The 14,173-nt window shown below is 66.3% G+C and carries 10 protein-coding genes; 7 read left to right on the top strand and 3 right to left on the bottom strand.

The window, feature by feature from the left end:
* Positions 1 to 18: 18 nt before the first annotated feature.
* Both QP165_RS10740 and QP165_RS10735 read right to left on the bottom strand, forming a co-directional pair.
* The gene (locus QP165_RS10740; protein WP_333995646.1) at positions 19 to 1,986 is read right to left on the bottom strand and encodes an NPCBM/NEW2 domain-containing protein; all 1,968 of its coding nucleotides are present in this window, start codon (positions 1,984 to 1,986) and stop codon (positions 19 to 21) included.
* A 41-nt stretch (positions 1,987 to 2,027) separates the two neighbouring features.
* On the bottom strand, positions 2,028 to 3,986 hold the full coding sequence (locus tag QP165_RS10735) for a sialate O-acetylesterase (protein WP_333995645.1): 1,959 nt from the start codon (positions 3,984 to 3,986) through the stop codon (positions 2,028 to 2,030).
* A gap of 383 nt (positions 3,987 to 4,369) precedes the next feature.
* Between QP165_RS10735 and QP165_RS10730 the strand changes: the two genes are divergently transcribed.
* The 7 genes from QP165_RS10730 (at position 4,370) to QP165_RS10700 (ending at position 12,549) form a co-directional block, all read left to right on the top strand.
* Positions 4,370 to 7,450, top strand: a complete 3,081-nt coding sequence (locus tag QP165_RS10730; protein WP_333995643.1) for a TonB-dependent receptor plug domain-containing protein — start codon at positions 4,370 to 4,372, stop codon at positions 7,448 to 7,450.
* Positions 7,451 to 7,473: 23 nt separating this feature from the next.
* Positions 7,474 to 8,472, top strand: coding sequence for a glycoside hydrolase family 43 protein (locus QP165_RS10725; protein ID WP_333995641.1), 999 nt, complete (start codon positions 7,474 to 7,476; stop codon positions 8,470 to 8,472).
* Between the two features lie 572 nt (positions 8,473 to 9,044).
* Positions 9,045 to 10,349: a sugar transferase gene (locus QP165_RS10720; protein ID WP_333995639.1), complete on the top strand. Its 1,305-nt coding sequence runs from the start codon at positions 9,045 to 9,047 to the stop codon at positions 10,347 to 10,349.
* 154 nt (positions 10,350 to 10,503) lie between these two features.
* A complete protein-coding gene (locus tag QP165_RS10715) occupies positions 10,504 to 10,698 on the top strand; it encodes a hypothetical protein (protein WP_333995637.1) in 195 nt (64 codons plus the stop codon).
* Positions 10,699 to 10,707: 9 nt separating this feature from the next.
* Complete coding sequence (locus tag QP165_RS10710; protein WP_333995635.1) at positions 10,708 to 11,184, top strand: PilZ domain-containing protein; 477 nt, start codon at positions 10,708 to 10,710, stop codon at positions 11,182 to 11,184.
* Positions 11,185 to 11,404: 220 nt separating this feature from the next.
* Positions 11,405 to 12,043 (top strand): glycosyltransferase, encoded by a 639-nt coding sequence (locus QP165_RS10705; RefSeq protein ID WP_333995634.1) that lies wholly within the window; start codon positions 11,405 to 11,407, stop codon positions 12,041 to 12,043.
* A 38-nt stretch (positions 12,044 to 12,081) separates the two neighbouring features.
* Positions 12,082 to 12,549, top strand: a complete 468-nt coding sequence (locus QP165_RS10700; RefSeq protein ID WP_333995632.1) for a glycosyltransferase — start codon at positions 12,082 to 12,084, stop codon at positions 12,547 to 12,549.
* Here the strand turns inward: QP165_RS10700 and QP165_RS10695 are convergent.
* Complete coding sequence (locus QP165_RS10695) at positions 12,507 to 13,643, bottom strand: glycosyltransferase family 4 protein (protein ID WP_333995631.1); 1,137 nt, start codon at positions 13,641 to 13,643, stop codon at positions 12,507 to 12,509. The genes QP165_RS10700 and QP165_RS10695 overlap by 43 nt on opposite strands.
* Positions 13,644 to 14,173: the final 530 nt, after the last annotated feature.

Below are 14,173 nucleotides of genomic sequence, written 5' to 3'. Positions count from 1 at the left end.
TGCCCCTAGACCGATGGCCTATCGGATGAGCGCGGCGTCCGCCCAGATCGCCGGGCTCGCCATGCCTTCGGTGTCACCGCGCGCGACGAGTTCGACTATCCCGACGCCCGCGACTCGCGCCTCGATCGGTGCTGCGGCATCGCCGAACGCCATCGGTTTCGAACGCGCGAGCAAGCGGCCGTCGCCCCAGATCTCGAACACGACCCGGCCGGCTCGCGAGGGCGCCGAATCGTTGACGCCGACCCTGGCCGTGAAGCGCGCAGACCCCTGGTTGCGAACCTCGAGCCGCGCGTTGGCGAGAACGCCGATCCCGGTATCGAACGCGGTGCCCGCAATCCGGATCGGCGCGCCATAGGGTGCGCGGTCGGCCTCGGCGCCGCCCCAGCCGCCATATTGCGGATGGTCGCCCGGCCCGCGCGTGCCCGTCCACGGCGTGATTGAGCGATGGATCGTCGGATCGGGCGTCGGCCGCGCGATCCCGTCGACCGCCGGATTGACGCGCCCGGGCTGCTCGGAAAGATACACGCCGCCAGCCAGGCGATGCGTGCCGGTCGCGCGGAAGACGAGCGTTTCGTGCGGCGCCAACGTCAGTGCGGTCTCGCCGCGGAACGTCCGTTCGGTCTTGCTCCACAGGTCCCGCAGCCGGACATCGCCCTGCGCGGTCATCTTCAACTGCGCCGCGGTCAGCACCGCCTTTACTGGTTGCGCGGTACGGTTGACCACCGCGACGCCCTTGCTCCCGTCGGCGAGCGTCTTGACGAAGATCTGGGCATCGTCCGAATCATAGGCGAGCACCGCCTGGTTGCCCGCCGCGTCCTGATTGAGCGCGACGATGTCCGCGTTGCCAAAGATCGCGAGCTGGTCGGGCGTCAGCTTGCGCAGGTCGTAGCCGATGATCAGCGGCGCGTTGAGCATCGCCCATAGCGCGAAATGCGCGCGTGCCTCGACCGGATGCGCGGCATCGAAATCGCCCGTGCCGACGAACAGCATGTCGGGGTCGTTCCACGATCCCGGATGCGCATAGAGCGCGCGGTGCGTCACCGTGTCGAGATTGGTCAGCATCCGCGCCCAGCTCGGCTGGATATCGTCGCTGGTCCGCGACATGTTGCCGACATCCTTGCCCCAGGTGCGGACGTCGCCCGCCCCCCACAGGCACAGCGAATAGACATAGGGGCGCTGCCCCGCATGCGTCCTGAGCGCGGTGCCGACCGCCGCGTACAGGCGGCGGATCCCGGCGACGTCGGACGCGGCGAGCGACTGCATGTCGACCAGCGGCGGCAATGCGCGGTACAGGCCCGATCGGACGCGCGGCGCATCCGCGGCGAGTCCGCGCGCGCCACAGCCGTCGACCTTGATGAAATCGAAGTTCCACTCGGCGAAGTACAGCCGGATGTCCTCGTCGACATGTCCGTAAAGCCCGACCTCGCGTTCGGCGACGCTGCCCTCGGGCTGGTTCTTGAAATCGGGGGTATAGATCTGGCCGCAGCTGTTGCGGCCGATGTCGGAATAAATCCCCGCCTTCAGCCCCATCGCGTGCAGGCGATCGGTCAGCGGACGGAAGCTCGGGTTCGCGCCGGTGCGCGCGGAGGGGAAATGGCTGGTGCGGATCATCATCCGGCCATCGGGCTGGCGTCGCTTGAGCCACCAGCCATCGTCGATGTTGACGTAGCGATAGCCCAGCGTCGCCAGCTTGGTATCGACCAGCGCCTGCGCGGAGGCGAGCACCTTCTCCTCGTCGACGTCGCTGTTGAACGCGTTCCACGAGTTCCAGCCCATCGGCGGGACGGGCGCCGACCCGTCGCTGTTCGCGCTCCAGCGCCCCGTCGGCACGAGCGGATCGGGCGAACCGGGCGAACCGGGCAGCGACGCGGCGTGCGCGGACGACAGGATCGCGCCCAGCGCCGCCGCGACCAGTGCCCAGCGCGGGGCGGCGATGCGTGGCACGGCGCGGGCATCCGCTCCGGCCATCGTTCGCGGGCTGGTCATGCCGGTCTCCTGCGTGGCGGTAACCGCCTGACGGGGCGGGATCATTCGACGGGGATCTCGAACGTGCCGACCGGCAAGCCTGTATCGTCGGAGAGATTGGTCATCGGCGCCTCGGTCCAGGCATAGCGGACGCGGACTGCGGGGCGGCCATCCGCGGGCAGGGTGACGCCGCGCCCGTCGACCCGGCCACTGGCATAGCGGCAGGTTCCGGGGGCGGTATCGCACAGCTCGAATCCGATCGCCCGGTCCGCGCTGCGGGCGTGGAGCGCGCCCGTCACGCCGTCGAACCGCAACGCGACCCCGCCATCGGGCGTGCGGCGCGCGTCGGCGATCGCGGGGCCCGCGGGCGCGACCCGTTCGCCATAGACGCGTGCGCGCATCACCTGCGCCAGCCGCTGTCCGACGGCGTGTTTCTCCCCCGGATGGATGTCGAGCGCGTCGCCGATGTCGAGCGTCACCGCGAGCCCCGCGCGCGGATCCTTCGCGGCGACGCGGCGCTGTGCATCGCGCACGCTCCCCCAGCCGCTTTCCGCAGGCGTGCTGGACGGGCTGCCATAGGCGGACAGCTGGACGATCCCGAAGGCCGCGTCCGGGCTCGCGAACCGCTGCCGCCAATCCGCGATCAGCGCCGTGAGGCGGCGGTCGTAGCCGGGTATTCCGGTGTCCGACTCGCCTTGGTACCAGGCGATCCCGGCGAGGCGGGTGGCGCCCAGCGGTGCGATCATCGCATTGTACAATGTGCCCGCGCCGTTGATGTCGTCCCATGGCACGCGCGGCGCCGAACCGGGCAGCCGCCTGGCGATCGCATAGCGCCAGTCCGTCCCGAGCGGGATGCTGCTGCCATCGGCGAGCGTGAGGCGCATCGAGTCCGCGGGGCCGGTCATCCCGCCATCGGCATAGACGTCGTCCACGTTGACGGTCACGACGTTGCGACCCGGCGTCAGCATGCCCGCAGGCAGCGCATAGACCCGTGCCTGCGACGCAAGGCTGCTGCCACCGACGCCGCGGCCGTTGACCCAGACCTGGTCCGCATCGTCGATCGTCCCGAGCACCAGAGTCGCGGGGCCGCCCGCCTGTTCCGCGGTCAGTTCGACGGTGCGCTGATACCAGAGCATCCCGTTGTAGGTGGCGAGTTCGGGCACGCCCCAGCGCTCGAAATTGGTCATCGCGGGGACGGCGCGCCAGTCGAGCGCCGCGGCTGGCTGCCACGGTTCGGCGCCGGGCCGGTCGCCCGATCCGCCCCGCCACCATTGCTCCCAGAGCGCCGAGGCGCGCGCCTTCGCCGCAGCGGGATCGCGCGCATAGAGCGCCAGCAGCGCGGCGTCGTCGCCGAGCCCCGCGTCCTGCAGCGCGGTACCGCTCATCCACGTGCTGATCCGCGATCCGCCCCAGCTCGAATGGATCGCGCCGATCGGGACCCCCGCGGTGCGCCGCAGCGCCTGCGCCATGTAGAAGCAGGCGGCGGAGAAGCCCGGAACGCTGGCCGGCCCCGCGACCGTCCAGCGCGGCGTGTCGGCAAAGCGCGCAAGCGGCGCGGGGGCCGCGACCTTGGCGACGGTCAGCAGCCGCAGCATCGCGTCGACCGGGGGATGCGCGTCGGGGATCAGGTCCTGCGCGTCGCCGACCGCGAGCTCCATGTTGCTCTGGCCCGAACACAGGAACACGTCGCCGATCAGGATGTCGCGCATCACCACCGCGCCGCTCGCCGCGGCGATCGTCAGGTCGTACGGCCCACCCGCGGGCAGCGCGGGCAGCTGCGCCGAGAACCGCCCGTCCCGTCCTGCGCGCACGACGACCGTCTTCCCTGCCAATGTCACCATCACCGTCTCCCCAGCCCCGGCATCCCCCGTCAGAAGGATCGGCTGGCCGCGCTGGACCACGGCATGATCGCCAATCACGCCGTCGAGCCGCGGTGCCGCCGCCGCCGCCGCGGGGAAGAGCGCGAGGATCAGCAACGCGACACCAGCAAGACATGACAGGCGCACCGTGGCGGTCGACATCGACGAACATCCTCTCCCCGCGGCTCAGATGATTCTGGTCCGTCCGTGCACCGGTTCCCGCGTCGCCCCGTTCGCGATGGCAGACGCCACCCGAACAGCCCGACGCGCCCGGCTGCACCGCGCAATCTATCGGCGATCCGCAGCATTGATAGCGCTAAACGTACTGGCTTTGATCATGCCGCCAAGGCCGCAGGACGGCGCGGTTCACGCTCGCTGATGCTCAACCGGCACGGCGATTTCCGTTCCGGACCGGCCCTAATCGTTACACTTGACAATAACTGCCTAAGCATCGATCCTTATGGTAGCGTTACCGCATCAGACGCAAACATGCGTGCGGGGCGGACGACACCGTTGCGGTGTCCGATCACGACGAGGAGATAGGGATGTCCGTGAAAGCTCAGCCGCCGGGTGGCACCGTTCCTGATCGATTGCGCACCGCGAGCCTCGCCGTCATCGCGGCGTGCCTCGTGACGACGCCTGCTTGGGCGCAACAGCCGCCGGCCAATAGCCAGGTGCAACCACAGCCACAGCCCCAACCACAGATCGAGACGCCCCCGCCGCAGGACGCGGATATTGCGGACGCGCCGGCCCCGGTCGCCACCCCGGAGGCGGAGGCTCAGGCGGCGCCCGCGCCCGGCGGCGCGGTCGAGCCGCCGGCCGAACCGACCGCGCAGGACATCGTCGTCACCGGATCGCGTATCACGACCAGCGGCTTTACCGCGCCAACGCCGACGACGGTGATCGATGCTGCGGCAATCGCGGCGAATGCACAGCCCAATATCTTCACGACGATCGCGCAGCTGCCGTCGCTGCAGGGATCGACCGGCACCAGCACGGGCACGTTCAGCACCTCGAGCGGGCAGCAGGGGCTGAGTTCCTTCTCGCTGCGCGGCGTCGGTGCGATCCGGACGCTGACGCTGCTCGACGGACAGCGCGTCGTCGGTGCCAACGTGACCGGCGTGCCTGATATCAGCCTGTTCCCGCAATTGCTCGTCAAGCGCGTCGACGTCGTCAACGGCGGGGCCTCTGCATCCTATGGCTCGGATGCGGTCGGCGGCGTGGTCAACTTCATCACCGACACCCGCTTCAAGGGGGTGAAAGGCAATGTGCAGGGCGGAATCACCACCTATGGCGACAACGAACAGGTGCTGGTCCAGCTCGCCGCGGGTACGAGCTTCCTCGAAAACCGGCTGCACATCGTCGCGAGTACCGAATTCGCGCGCGAAGAGGGGATTGGCGGCGGGTCGGATCTGGGGATCGGCATGGCGGGCGGACGCGACTGGTTCCGCCAGTCGACGCTCATCAACCGCAACGTCCTGAACGACGGCTCGCCGCAATATCTCTACCGCGACTTTGCCCAACCCTATAACTACACCAAGTACGGTCTCATCACCGCGGGGCCGCTGCAGGGCACCGCGTTCGATCAGGCGGGCAATCCATTCGCGTTCCAGTACGGATCAAACGGCGTTCCCGCGCGCGACGCAGCGGGCAACGTCAACGGATGCCTGCCGGGCTTCTGTCTCGGTGGTGACCTGTCGGGGAATGTCGATGCGGGGCGGTCGCTCCAGTCGGAGATCCAGCGGCTCAACAGCTATGGGCGGATCGGGTTCGACTTCGCGCCCGACAACGAGATTTATCTCAGCGCGAACATCGGTCAGGTCAAGACGCAGAACCAGCCCGTCGGCGGGCAGAACCGCCCGAACCTGACGATCCAGTGTGCCAATCCGTTCGTGCCCGCCTCGGTCAGCGCGGCGTGCGCGACGGCGGGGATCACCGATTTCCAATACGGGACGAGCAACGCGGCGCTCGGCAATACGCAGGTGCGTACCGATCGCCGGCAATATCGCTTCGTCGGCGGGGCCAAGGGGCGCCAGCCGGTGCTCGGCTCCGACTGGAGCTATGACATCTATTATGCGCACGGGACGAACTACAGCGACATCGACGTCGACAATGTCCTGCTGTCGAACCGCTTCAACCAGGCGATCAACGCGACCACGCTGAACGGCGCGATCGTGTGCGCCGATCCTATCGCGCGCGCCAATGGGTGCCAGCCGCTCAACATCTTCGGCGGCAACCCGTCACAGGGCGCGCTTGGCTATGTCATGCCGCAGAACGGACCGTATCAGCGCACGCGCCAGACGCAGGACGTTGCCAGCCTCAGCTTTTCGGGATCGCCGTTCAGCTCGTGGGCGGGGCCCGTGTCGATCGCGTTCGGCGGTGAGTTCCGGCACGAATTCTATTCGGTCCGCGCCGATCCCTATGGCGCGGGCAGCGACAGCACGCCCAACAACGCCGCCTATCCGGCCGACCCGTTGCTGCTCTCCGGCGGCAACAACTGGTATGCCGGCAACTACAAGAACGGCAGCGGCGCCTACAGCGTCAAGGAAGCGTTTTTCGAAACCGACCTCCCGCTGCTCAATTCGGATGTCGCCGGACGGCTCAACGTCAACGGCGCGGCCCGCGTCACCGATTACAGCACATCGGGGACGGTATGGGCGTGGAAGGTCGGCGGAACCTGGGACCTGCCGGTCGACGGCTTTCGCATTCGCGGCGTGACGTCGCGCGACGTCCGTGCGCCGAACCTGTCGGAACTGTTCGCAGCACCGGTCACGACGACGTTGCCCAATTTCTTCGATCCGTTCCGCAACGTGAACGTGCTGGCGATCCAGAACACGATCGGCAATCGCAACCTGACGCCCGAGATCGCACGCAACACCACGCTCGGGATGGCGTTTTCGGGGTCATCGCTGATCCCCGGTCTCAGCCTCTCGGTCGACTATTACAAGATCAAGATCACCGACGTCATCTCGAGCCTCGGCGCCGCCGATATCGTCAACCTGTGTTTCCAGAACGTGCTTCCCGAGAGCTGCAACGCGTTCAATCTGAACAATCAGAACGGGCCCAACTACATCGACGTGCAGGCGTTCAATCTCGCGTCGATCGACACCGACGGTTTCGATATCGAGGCGAGCTATCGCTGGCGTCGCCCGCTCGGGCTGCCGGGCAGCTTCACGGTCCGCGCGCTGGCCACCAACATCCGCAAGTTCGTGACCGATACCGGCCTCCCCGGCACGATCCCGGTCGATACCGCGGGCGTGAACATCGGCAGCACGCCCAACTGGAAATGGCTTGCAGTGCAGACCTATGAGCACGACAATTTCTCGTTGCTGATCCAGGAGCGCTGGTTCAGCGACGGCGTGCTGGGCAATCAATATGTCGAGTGCGCACCGGGAAGCTGCCCGGCATCGACCAATAACCGACCGACGATCGAGCGTAATTTCGTCCCCGGCGCTTTCTACATGGACATTGGCGGGACGTACAACGTCACCGAAAAGGCGACCGCTTACGTCAAGGTCGACAATCTGTTCGATCGCGACCCTGCGCCATCCCCGTATTTCGTCAATCCGGCGCTGTACGACGTGATGGGGCGGATCTATCGTGTCGGCGTGCGCTTCGCTTTCTAACGACAGGAGACAGGGTGTTGGGCATGTCACGCCTCGGACTGGGCCTGGTGTTGGCGGCGGCGCCCTGCCTCGCTGCACCGGGAGGGATACCGGCGAAGGCCGGTTCTAACCCGATCATCCGCGATATCTTCACCGCGGACCCGGCGCCGCTGGTCGTCGGCGACCGGCTGTACCTGTACGTCGGGCACGACGAAGCGCAGCGCGACGAGATGTTCAACATGCGCGAATGGCGGGTCTATTCGACCACCGACATGCGGCACTGGACGCCGCATGGGCCGATCATGAACGTCAGCGATTTCAAATGGGCGAAGAAGGACGCCTGGGCATCGCAGGCGATCCGGAAGAACGGCCGCTACTGGTTCTACGCGGCGGTCGAGCATGACGACACGCATCCGGGCAAGGCGATCGCGGTCGCCGTCGCGGACTCGCCGACAGGGCCGTTCGTCGATGCCAAGGGCGCGGCGCTGATCACCAACCAGATGACGCCGAAGGGGTCGCACAGCTGGGAGGATATCGATCCGACGGTGCTGACCGACGACGACGGGACGACGTGGATCGCGTGGGGCAACCGGCAATGCTACATCGCCAAGCTGAAACCCAACATGATCGAGATCGACGGGCCGATCCGCGAGATTACGCCGCCGCATTTCGAGGAGGGGCCGTGGCTGCACAAGCGCGGTGCGCTCTATTACCTCACCTATGCATCGCTCGACCGGAGCAAGCACCGCGACGAACGCGTGTCCTATGCCACCGCGCCGGCGATCACGGGCCCCTGGACGTATCGGGGCGAGCTGACCGGTTCGGGCAAATACAGCTTCACGATCCATCCCGGCATCGCCGCGTTCAAGGGCCGGTCCTATCTCTTCCTGCACAATGCGACGCTCGCGATCGGCGATCAGAACGGCGCGATCGGCCGGCGGGCGGTCACGGTCGAACCGCTCCGCTACAATCCGGACGGCACGATGGTGCCGGTGATACAGACCGACGCAGGCGTAACCGAGCCGGTACCGTATAAACGGTAGCGACAGGGTCGCGCGCGCGGCCTGCTTCCTGAAGGACCACGCGTAAGCCCCGCGTTGCGGCGCCACGCGCCCCGGTCCGGGCAGCTTCAGCGCTTGTGCGGGGCAGGCCGTCGCAAACCGCTCCCGCCGCATCGATCGCGACGGATGGCGCCTTGATCGGCCCTGTATTCGTCGATACGGCCCCATAACGGTTCGACGGAAAGAAACCGGTCAAGTTTGCTCTTGAGATCGCTGGACAATGGCGGCTCGGACATGACATGCGGGGAGCTTCAACATGTCGAGCATGCTGGTGCATTTTGGCCCGAAGCTTCGTCTCGTAAAAAGGGATGCCATGCACGGTTTCGGTTTTCCGCGCTCGGGCGCGCTTCCGCCATCCTATTACGAGACATCGGACGGGCTGCATCGCTGGTTTACCGCGGGCGCCTATCTCAACTATCGAGCTATTGTACGGAACTGTCGCTACGGCAGGGCAAGGGGCTGACGCGGTGAAATCTGGTCAACACAGCAGTGAGCACTTGGCGGGCTCGCGTCGCGCAGGAAATGCGATGCACCGCGAAGAAGTTCGCGTTGTATTGTATATCATACTTGTCGTTTTCGACGTCCTCGCGGTGGTCGGTGCGTTCCAGCTGGGCATGATTGCCCGGTACGGCACGATCGGATGGCAGTCGGCGATGGACGTCGTGGTCGTTACACTGCCGATCTACATTCTTACTGCGCTCAACAACGGCGCCTATTCGATCGACGTGCTGCGTCGCGCACGCGTGGGGATCGCGCGTTCAGCGGCGGCGCTGGTCTTCGCCTTCGCCAGCTTCCTGTTCATCTCCTATTATTTCAGGATCCTGCTGTTCCAGCCGCGGAGCGCCACCAGCGTCGGCATGGCGGCGAGCTTCATCCTGCTGATCACGTTCCGGTTGATTCTGGCGCAGATCTTCAAGCGCGTTATCGGGCAACGCATCACGTCCGATGTCGTGATCCTCGATGATGTCGTCGTGCCCGTGCCGGCGCATTATCAGGTGATCGACACGGCCTCGACGAACCTGCGGCCCAACGTTCGCGATCCGATGATGCTCGATCGCCTCGCGCGGCGTCTGCGCGGCGTCGATCGCGTCATCGTCGCGTGCCAGCCCGAGCAGGAGCGGCCATGGGCGGTCCTGCTCAAGGGCGCGGGCATCAACGGCGAGATCATCTCGAACGAATTCGATCAGGTCGGTGCGATCGGCATGGGATCCTTCGACGGTCGCTCGACACTCGTCGTGGCCGCGGGTCCGCTCAGCACGCAGAGCCGGCTCGTGAAGCGCGTCTTCGACCTGATGTTCGCGGTCCCGGCGCTGATCGTCCTGCTCCCCGTCTTCGTCCTGACGGCGGCGCTGATCAAGCTCGACAGTCGTGGGCCCGTGTTCTTCCGCCAGCAACGCGTCGGGCGCGGCAACGCGCTGTTCGAGGTGTATAAATTCCGGTCGATGCACACCGACCGGGGCGATGCCGCCGGCTCGGTGTCCGCCTCGCGCGACGACGACCGGATCACGCGCGTCGGCCGTTTCATCCGTGCGACAAGTGTCGACGAGCTGCCGCAGCTGCTCAATGTCCTGTTCGGCTCGATGAGCATCGTCGGCCCGCGTCCGCACGCTCTCGGGTCGCTCGCCGGGCAGCAATTGTTCTGGGAGGTCGACGAACGTTACTGGCATCGCCACGCGCTCAAGCCCGGGATTACAGGGCTGGCGCAGGTACGCGGCTTTCGTGGTGCGACCCATCGCCGCGATGATCTGACACGACGGCTTCAGGCCGATCTCGAATATATCGTCGGCTGGTCCGTATGGCGGGATTTTGCAATTCTCGTCTCCACTGCACGAGTGGTGGTACACAAGAACGCTTTCTGATATGCTGGCCGCGTAATGATTACGCTGCCGCGTCGTGATGTAATCATTTGGAAGTGATATCGTGTATCGTTGCTTAACCATCTCGGAATATGCCATCTTAACCTAAGTGGTCCAAATCGTCGCTATGGCCCGTTCGACATTTCATGCGCGCTCAGTGGAAGCGCTACCCTTCGACGACGATGCGCATAGCAACGATCGGCTTCGCGACGACCGCATCGATTTCGATGCCTGGCTGCTCCCGCCCGAAGTCCCCACGCGTGGCGAGCGGATCATCCGGTTCTGCTCGACCGCATCGGGGCCGATCGTGTTCGGTGTCGCACTCGCCGCCTTTGTCGGCTGGATCGCCTGAGGCGAGCCAATGAGCGCACTGTCTTCGTCGCAGCCGACGCCCTGTCGTCGAACGGAAGAACGCACCCCGATCGTGCGATCGAGCACGGTCCGGAACGTCGACGCCGCGCCTTACGACGTGACGATCGAAAACCTGTCTCGCAAGGGATTCTCCTTCACCAGCGACACCGTCGTGGCGGTCGGCGGGCGGATCAAGGTCGGTCTGGCCGGTGCGGGCAGCGCCGGCGCGCGCGTCGCCTGGCGGAAGGGCAATTGCCATGGCTGCCTGTTTCGCCCCGCGCTGACCAAGGCGCAGTTCGATGCAGCCTTCAGCCCGACGTCGAACGTTCTGACGATAACCCCGGCCAGCGCTTCGGCCGGTGACGCCGCTTTGGGACCGCGATCGGGCCGGGAACACGGTACCAAGATCGCATCGCCCGCTGTCGGCCTGATCCTGATGGGGCTCGCCGGTGCCATGTGCTGGACGATCATCGCGACGATCTTATAGCCTCGGTACCGGCGACAGTCGGTATTCAATCGACGTCACTGTTCGCGATGCCGAGCCACTTGCGCCAGCTTGTTGCTGCCGCAGTTTCCATTAGACGGTCCCGGCAGCGGGTTTAGATCGGCGGCGGGGCGCGGATCGATGGATCGCCATGTGCGGGATGGGGAAGCAGCAGCGTGTCGATCATGGTTCACAAGCAGTGTTTACGGCGGGTTTCACACCGATGAGCCGTCGCCGGAAACTCGTGTTCGTCATCAATTCGATCGGCGAGGGCGGGGCGGAGCGGGCGCTCGATACCGTGCTGCGCGCGGTTGGCGATCGTGCCGCACGCTATGAGATGCATCTCGTCCTGCTCGATGACGAACCGGAACGGCGGATCCTGCCGGCGCTGGACGGTCGCCACTGTCTCGACGCCCGGGGAAGCCTGCTCAAGAGTATCTCCCGGCTTCGGTCATGCCTCGATGCGCTCCAGCCGGATCTGGTCGTCAGCCTGCTGGTACGGTCGAACCTGGCAAACGCCGTGGCCGGGGTCGGACGTCCCTGGCGAACGATCCTGTGCGAGCGGATGCATCTGAGCTCGCATCTCGCCGGGCGCTATACCGGGGCGGCGTTGCGGACGCTGCGGCTGCTGCCACGATTGCTGTATCCGCGTGCCGACCTGATATTGGCGGTGTCGGAAGGCGTGCAGCAGGATCTGATCGATACGTTCGGTCTCGCGCCGAGCAGGACGCGCACGATCCACAATCCCTATGATCTCGACGCGATCACCCGGGCGGGCGCGGAGCGGCCAGTCATCGACCTGCCGGAGCGCTACATGGTGGCGGTTGGCCGGCTGGTCGAGGCGAAGGGTTTCACGACCTGATCGAGGCGTACCGGCGTGCCGATCCCGCCCCGTCGCTCGTGATCCTCGGGGATGGCGAGCAACGGCAGGCGCTCGAGGCACAGATCTCCGCGGCCGGACTGACCGGGCGGGTCCTGCTCCCGGGGTTCGTCGAGCAACCCTTCGCGATCATGGCGCGCGCGCGCTGTCTCGTTTCGGCGTCGCGCAACGAAGGTTTCCCCAATGCGATCGCCGAGGCAATGGTGCTGGGGCGCCCGGTGCTCGCGACCGATTGCCCCTCAGGGCCGGCCGAGCTGCTCGGCGGCGTCGCGGTGCGCCCTGGCGAGGTTGTCGAGGCAAAGTACGGATTGCTCGTCTGCAACCGCGATGTCGACGGCCTCGCCAAGGGGCTTGCGCGGATCGACGACGACGCGCTGTGCGCGCGGCTGGGGCAGGCGGCGCGCAGGCGGATGGACGACTTCCGCATTGCCGTGATCGCCGCGCGCTACTGGGATACCTTTGACGGGGTCTTGGCCGCCACGCGCTGAGCCTGTCTGGCGGTCCCGCGCGCGACCTGCCGGATCAGGTCGCTGTACGCCCGTACGGCGAGTGATATGCGGTGGCGTGCGACGATCGGCTTGGCGGGGGGCCATGGCATCTTCCGGCGAGCGCCCATCGTCATGATGCGCGTGATCGCGGGGACGTCGCCGACGTCGAAATAATGGTCTTCGGGCAACCCGAATTCGCGGTGGACCGGAATGTCGGACACGAACGTCGGCACACCCGCGTTCAGCGCTTCGAGGATGACGAGGCCGAAACCCTCCATCTCGGATGGATGGATGAGCAGCGATGCGCCGGCATAGATCGCCGCGAGCGCCTCGCCGCTGTGATAGCCGATGAAATGGACGCCCGGTCCCGCGGTCGCGCGCAGGCACTCATCGTATCGCGACGCGGCGGTCGCCGCGCCGACGATCACGAGCGGCTGGACGTCCGGGCCGGCGGCCGCGTGCGCGGCAATCAGATCGTCGAGTCGCTTGGTCTCGTCGATCCTGCCGACGACGATGGCATAGCTTCCGCGCACGAGTCCAAGCGACTCGAGAAATGCGGCGGGTGCGCTGACGGTCTCCGATGGCGCCTCGATGCCGTGGCGGATCGTGATGGTGCGGTCCCGGGCGTTCGGATTGCGCGCGAGGAACTCCGCCTGCAACGTCGCGCTGACGCAAATGACGCGGTGGGCGAAACGCGCCGCCAGCTTCTCGCCGAGCCGCAACGACGTGCGCGCGGCCCAGCCCCATTTCGGCCGCATGAAATCAGCCGCGTGGTGCGTGACGATGACCTTGAGGCCGAGCACCCGCGCCAGCGGCGAGAACAAGGCCGGACCGATGCCGTGAATGTGGACGATATGCGGGCGGATACGGACGGCGGTGTAGAGCAGCGCCAGGCCCGTATGGACCAGCGCTTCGAGCCCGCTGGTACGCGGCGCCCAAAGCGCGCGAATATTGACACGGCCAAGTTGCGCGGTGCGGGCGGGCATGTAGCTGCTGCGCGCCAGGACCTGGATATCGAGGTCGTGATCTTCGGCGGCCAATAACGGATATATCAGCGCACAATGGGTCTCAATGCCGCCGATGACATCGGGCATTCCGCGTAGCCCGATCACGGCAAGACGCAGCGTCGGTTTTATAGTCTGGGCATCGGTGACAGAAGTGACATGCTGCGACAACGTTGCGCTCATCGCGCTGCCACGGCCGGCGTGCTTGTCATTATTCTGTTCCCCTGCCCCCGCACGGTCCAAACGGCCCGTTCATTTGAGTGGGGTGTAGCAGAACGCGGGCAAGTCTCAAACATTAAGCCCGACCGAGCGCTGGCCCATCTTGGTGCTAGTAGAGGAACACTGCCCCAAGGCCGAATACCGTTGCCCAGCAGAGGCCGACGGTGCCGAGCACCAGGACGAGCTGCGACCGTCCGCGCCAGCGTGGCGTCTTGGTCGGTGAATAGAATCCGCGCAGCGCGGCGTCGCTGACCCGGCGCTGGAGATCGCCGGCGGGCGATGCGCCGGCGGGGGAGTTGAACCGGCGCGCGCTCGGTCCTTGCCGGAGCGACTTCGATCGGCCTGACCCGACGAATGTTAGCCCTTGCTGCCATAGTTATTTCCTTCGCTGTCGCGAAGCC

This window comes from Sphingomonas sp. 22R3R2A-7, from assembly GCF_036856055.1.
Classification (GTDB): domain Bacteria; phylum Pseudomonadota; class Alphaproteobacteria; order Sphingomonadales; family Sphingomonadaceae; genus Sphingomonas.
The sequence above is the reverse complement of the archived record's forward strand: the minus strand, read 5'-3'. Positions and strand labels throughout refer to the sequence as shown.

Coding starts and splice junctions, on each gene's coding strand:
- QP165_RS10740 (WP_333995646.1), bottom strand. CDS start 1,986: ATGACCAGCCCGCGAACGATGGCCGGAGCGGATGCCCGCGCCGTGCCA.
- QP165_RS10735 (WP_333995645.1), bottom strand. CDS start 3,986: ATGTCGACCGCCACGGTGCGCCTGTCATGTCTTGCTGGTGTCGCGTTG.
- QP165_RS10730 (WP_333995643.1), top strand. CDS start 4,370: ATGTCCGTGAAAGCTCAGCCGCCGGGTGGCACCGTTCCTGATCGATTG.
- QP165_RS10725 (WP_333995641.1), top strand. CDS start 7,474: ATGTCACGCCTCGGACTGGGCCTGGTGTTGGCGGCGGCGCCCTGCCTC.
- QP165_RS10710 (WP_333995635.1), top strand. CDS start 10,708: ATGAGCGCACTGTCTTCGTCGCAGCCGACGCCCTGTCGTCGAACGGAA.
- QP165_RS10705 (WP_333995634.1), top strand. CDS start 11,405: ATGAGCCGTCGCCGGAAACTCGTGTTCGTCATCAATTCGATCGGCGAG.
- QP165_RS10695 (WP_333995631.1), bottom strand. CDS start 13,643: ATGCCCGATGTCATCGGCGGCATTGAGACCCATTGTGCGCTGATATAT.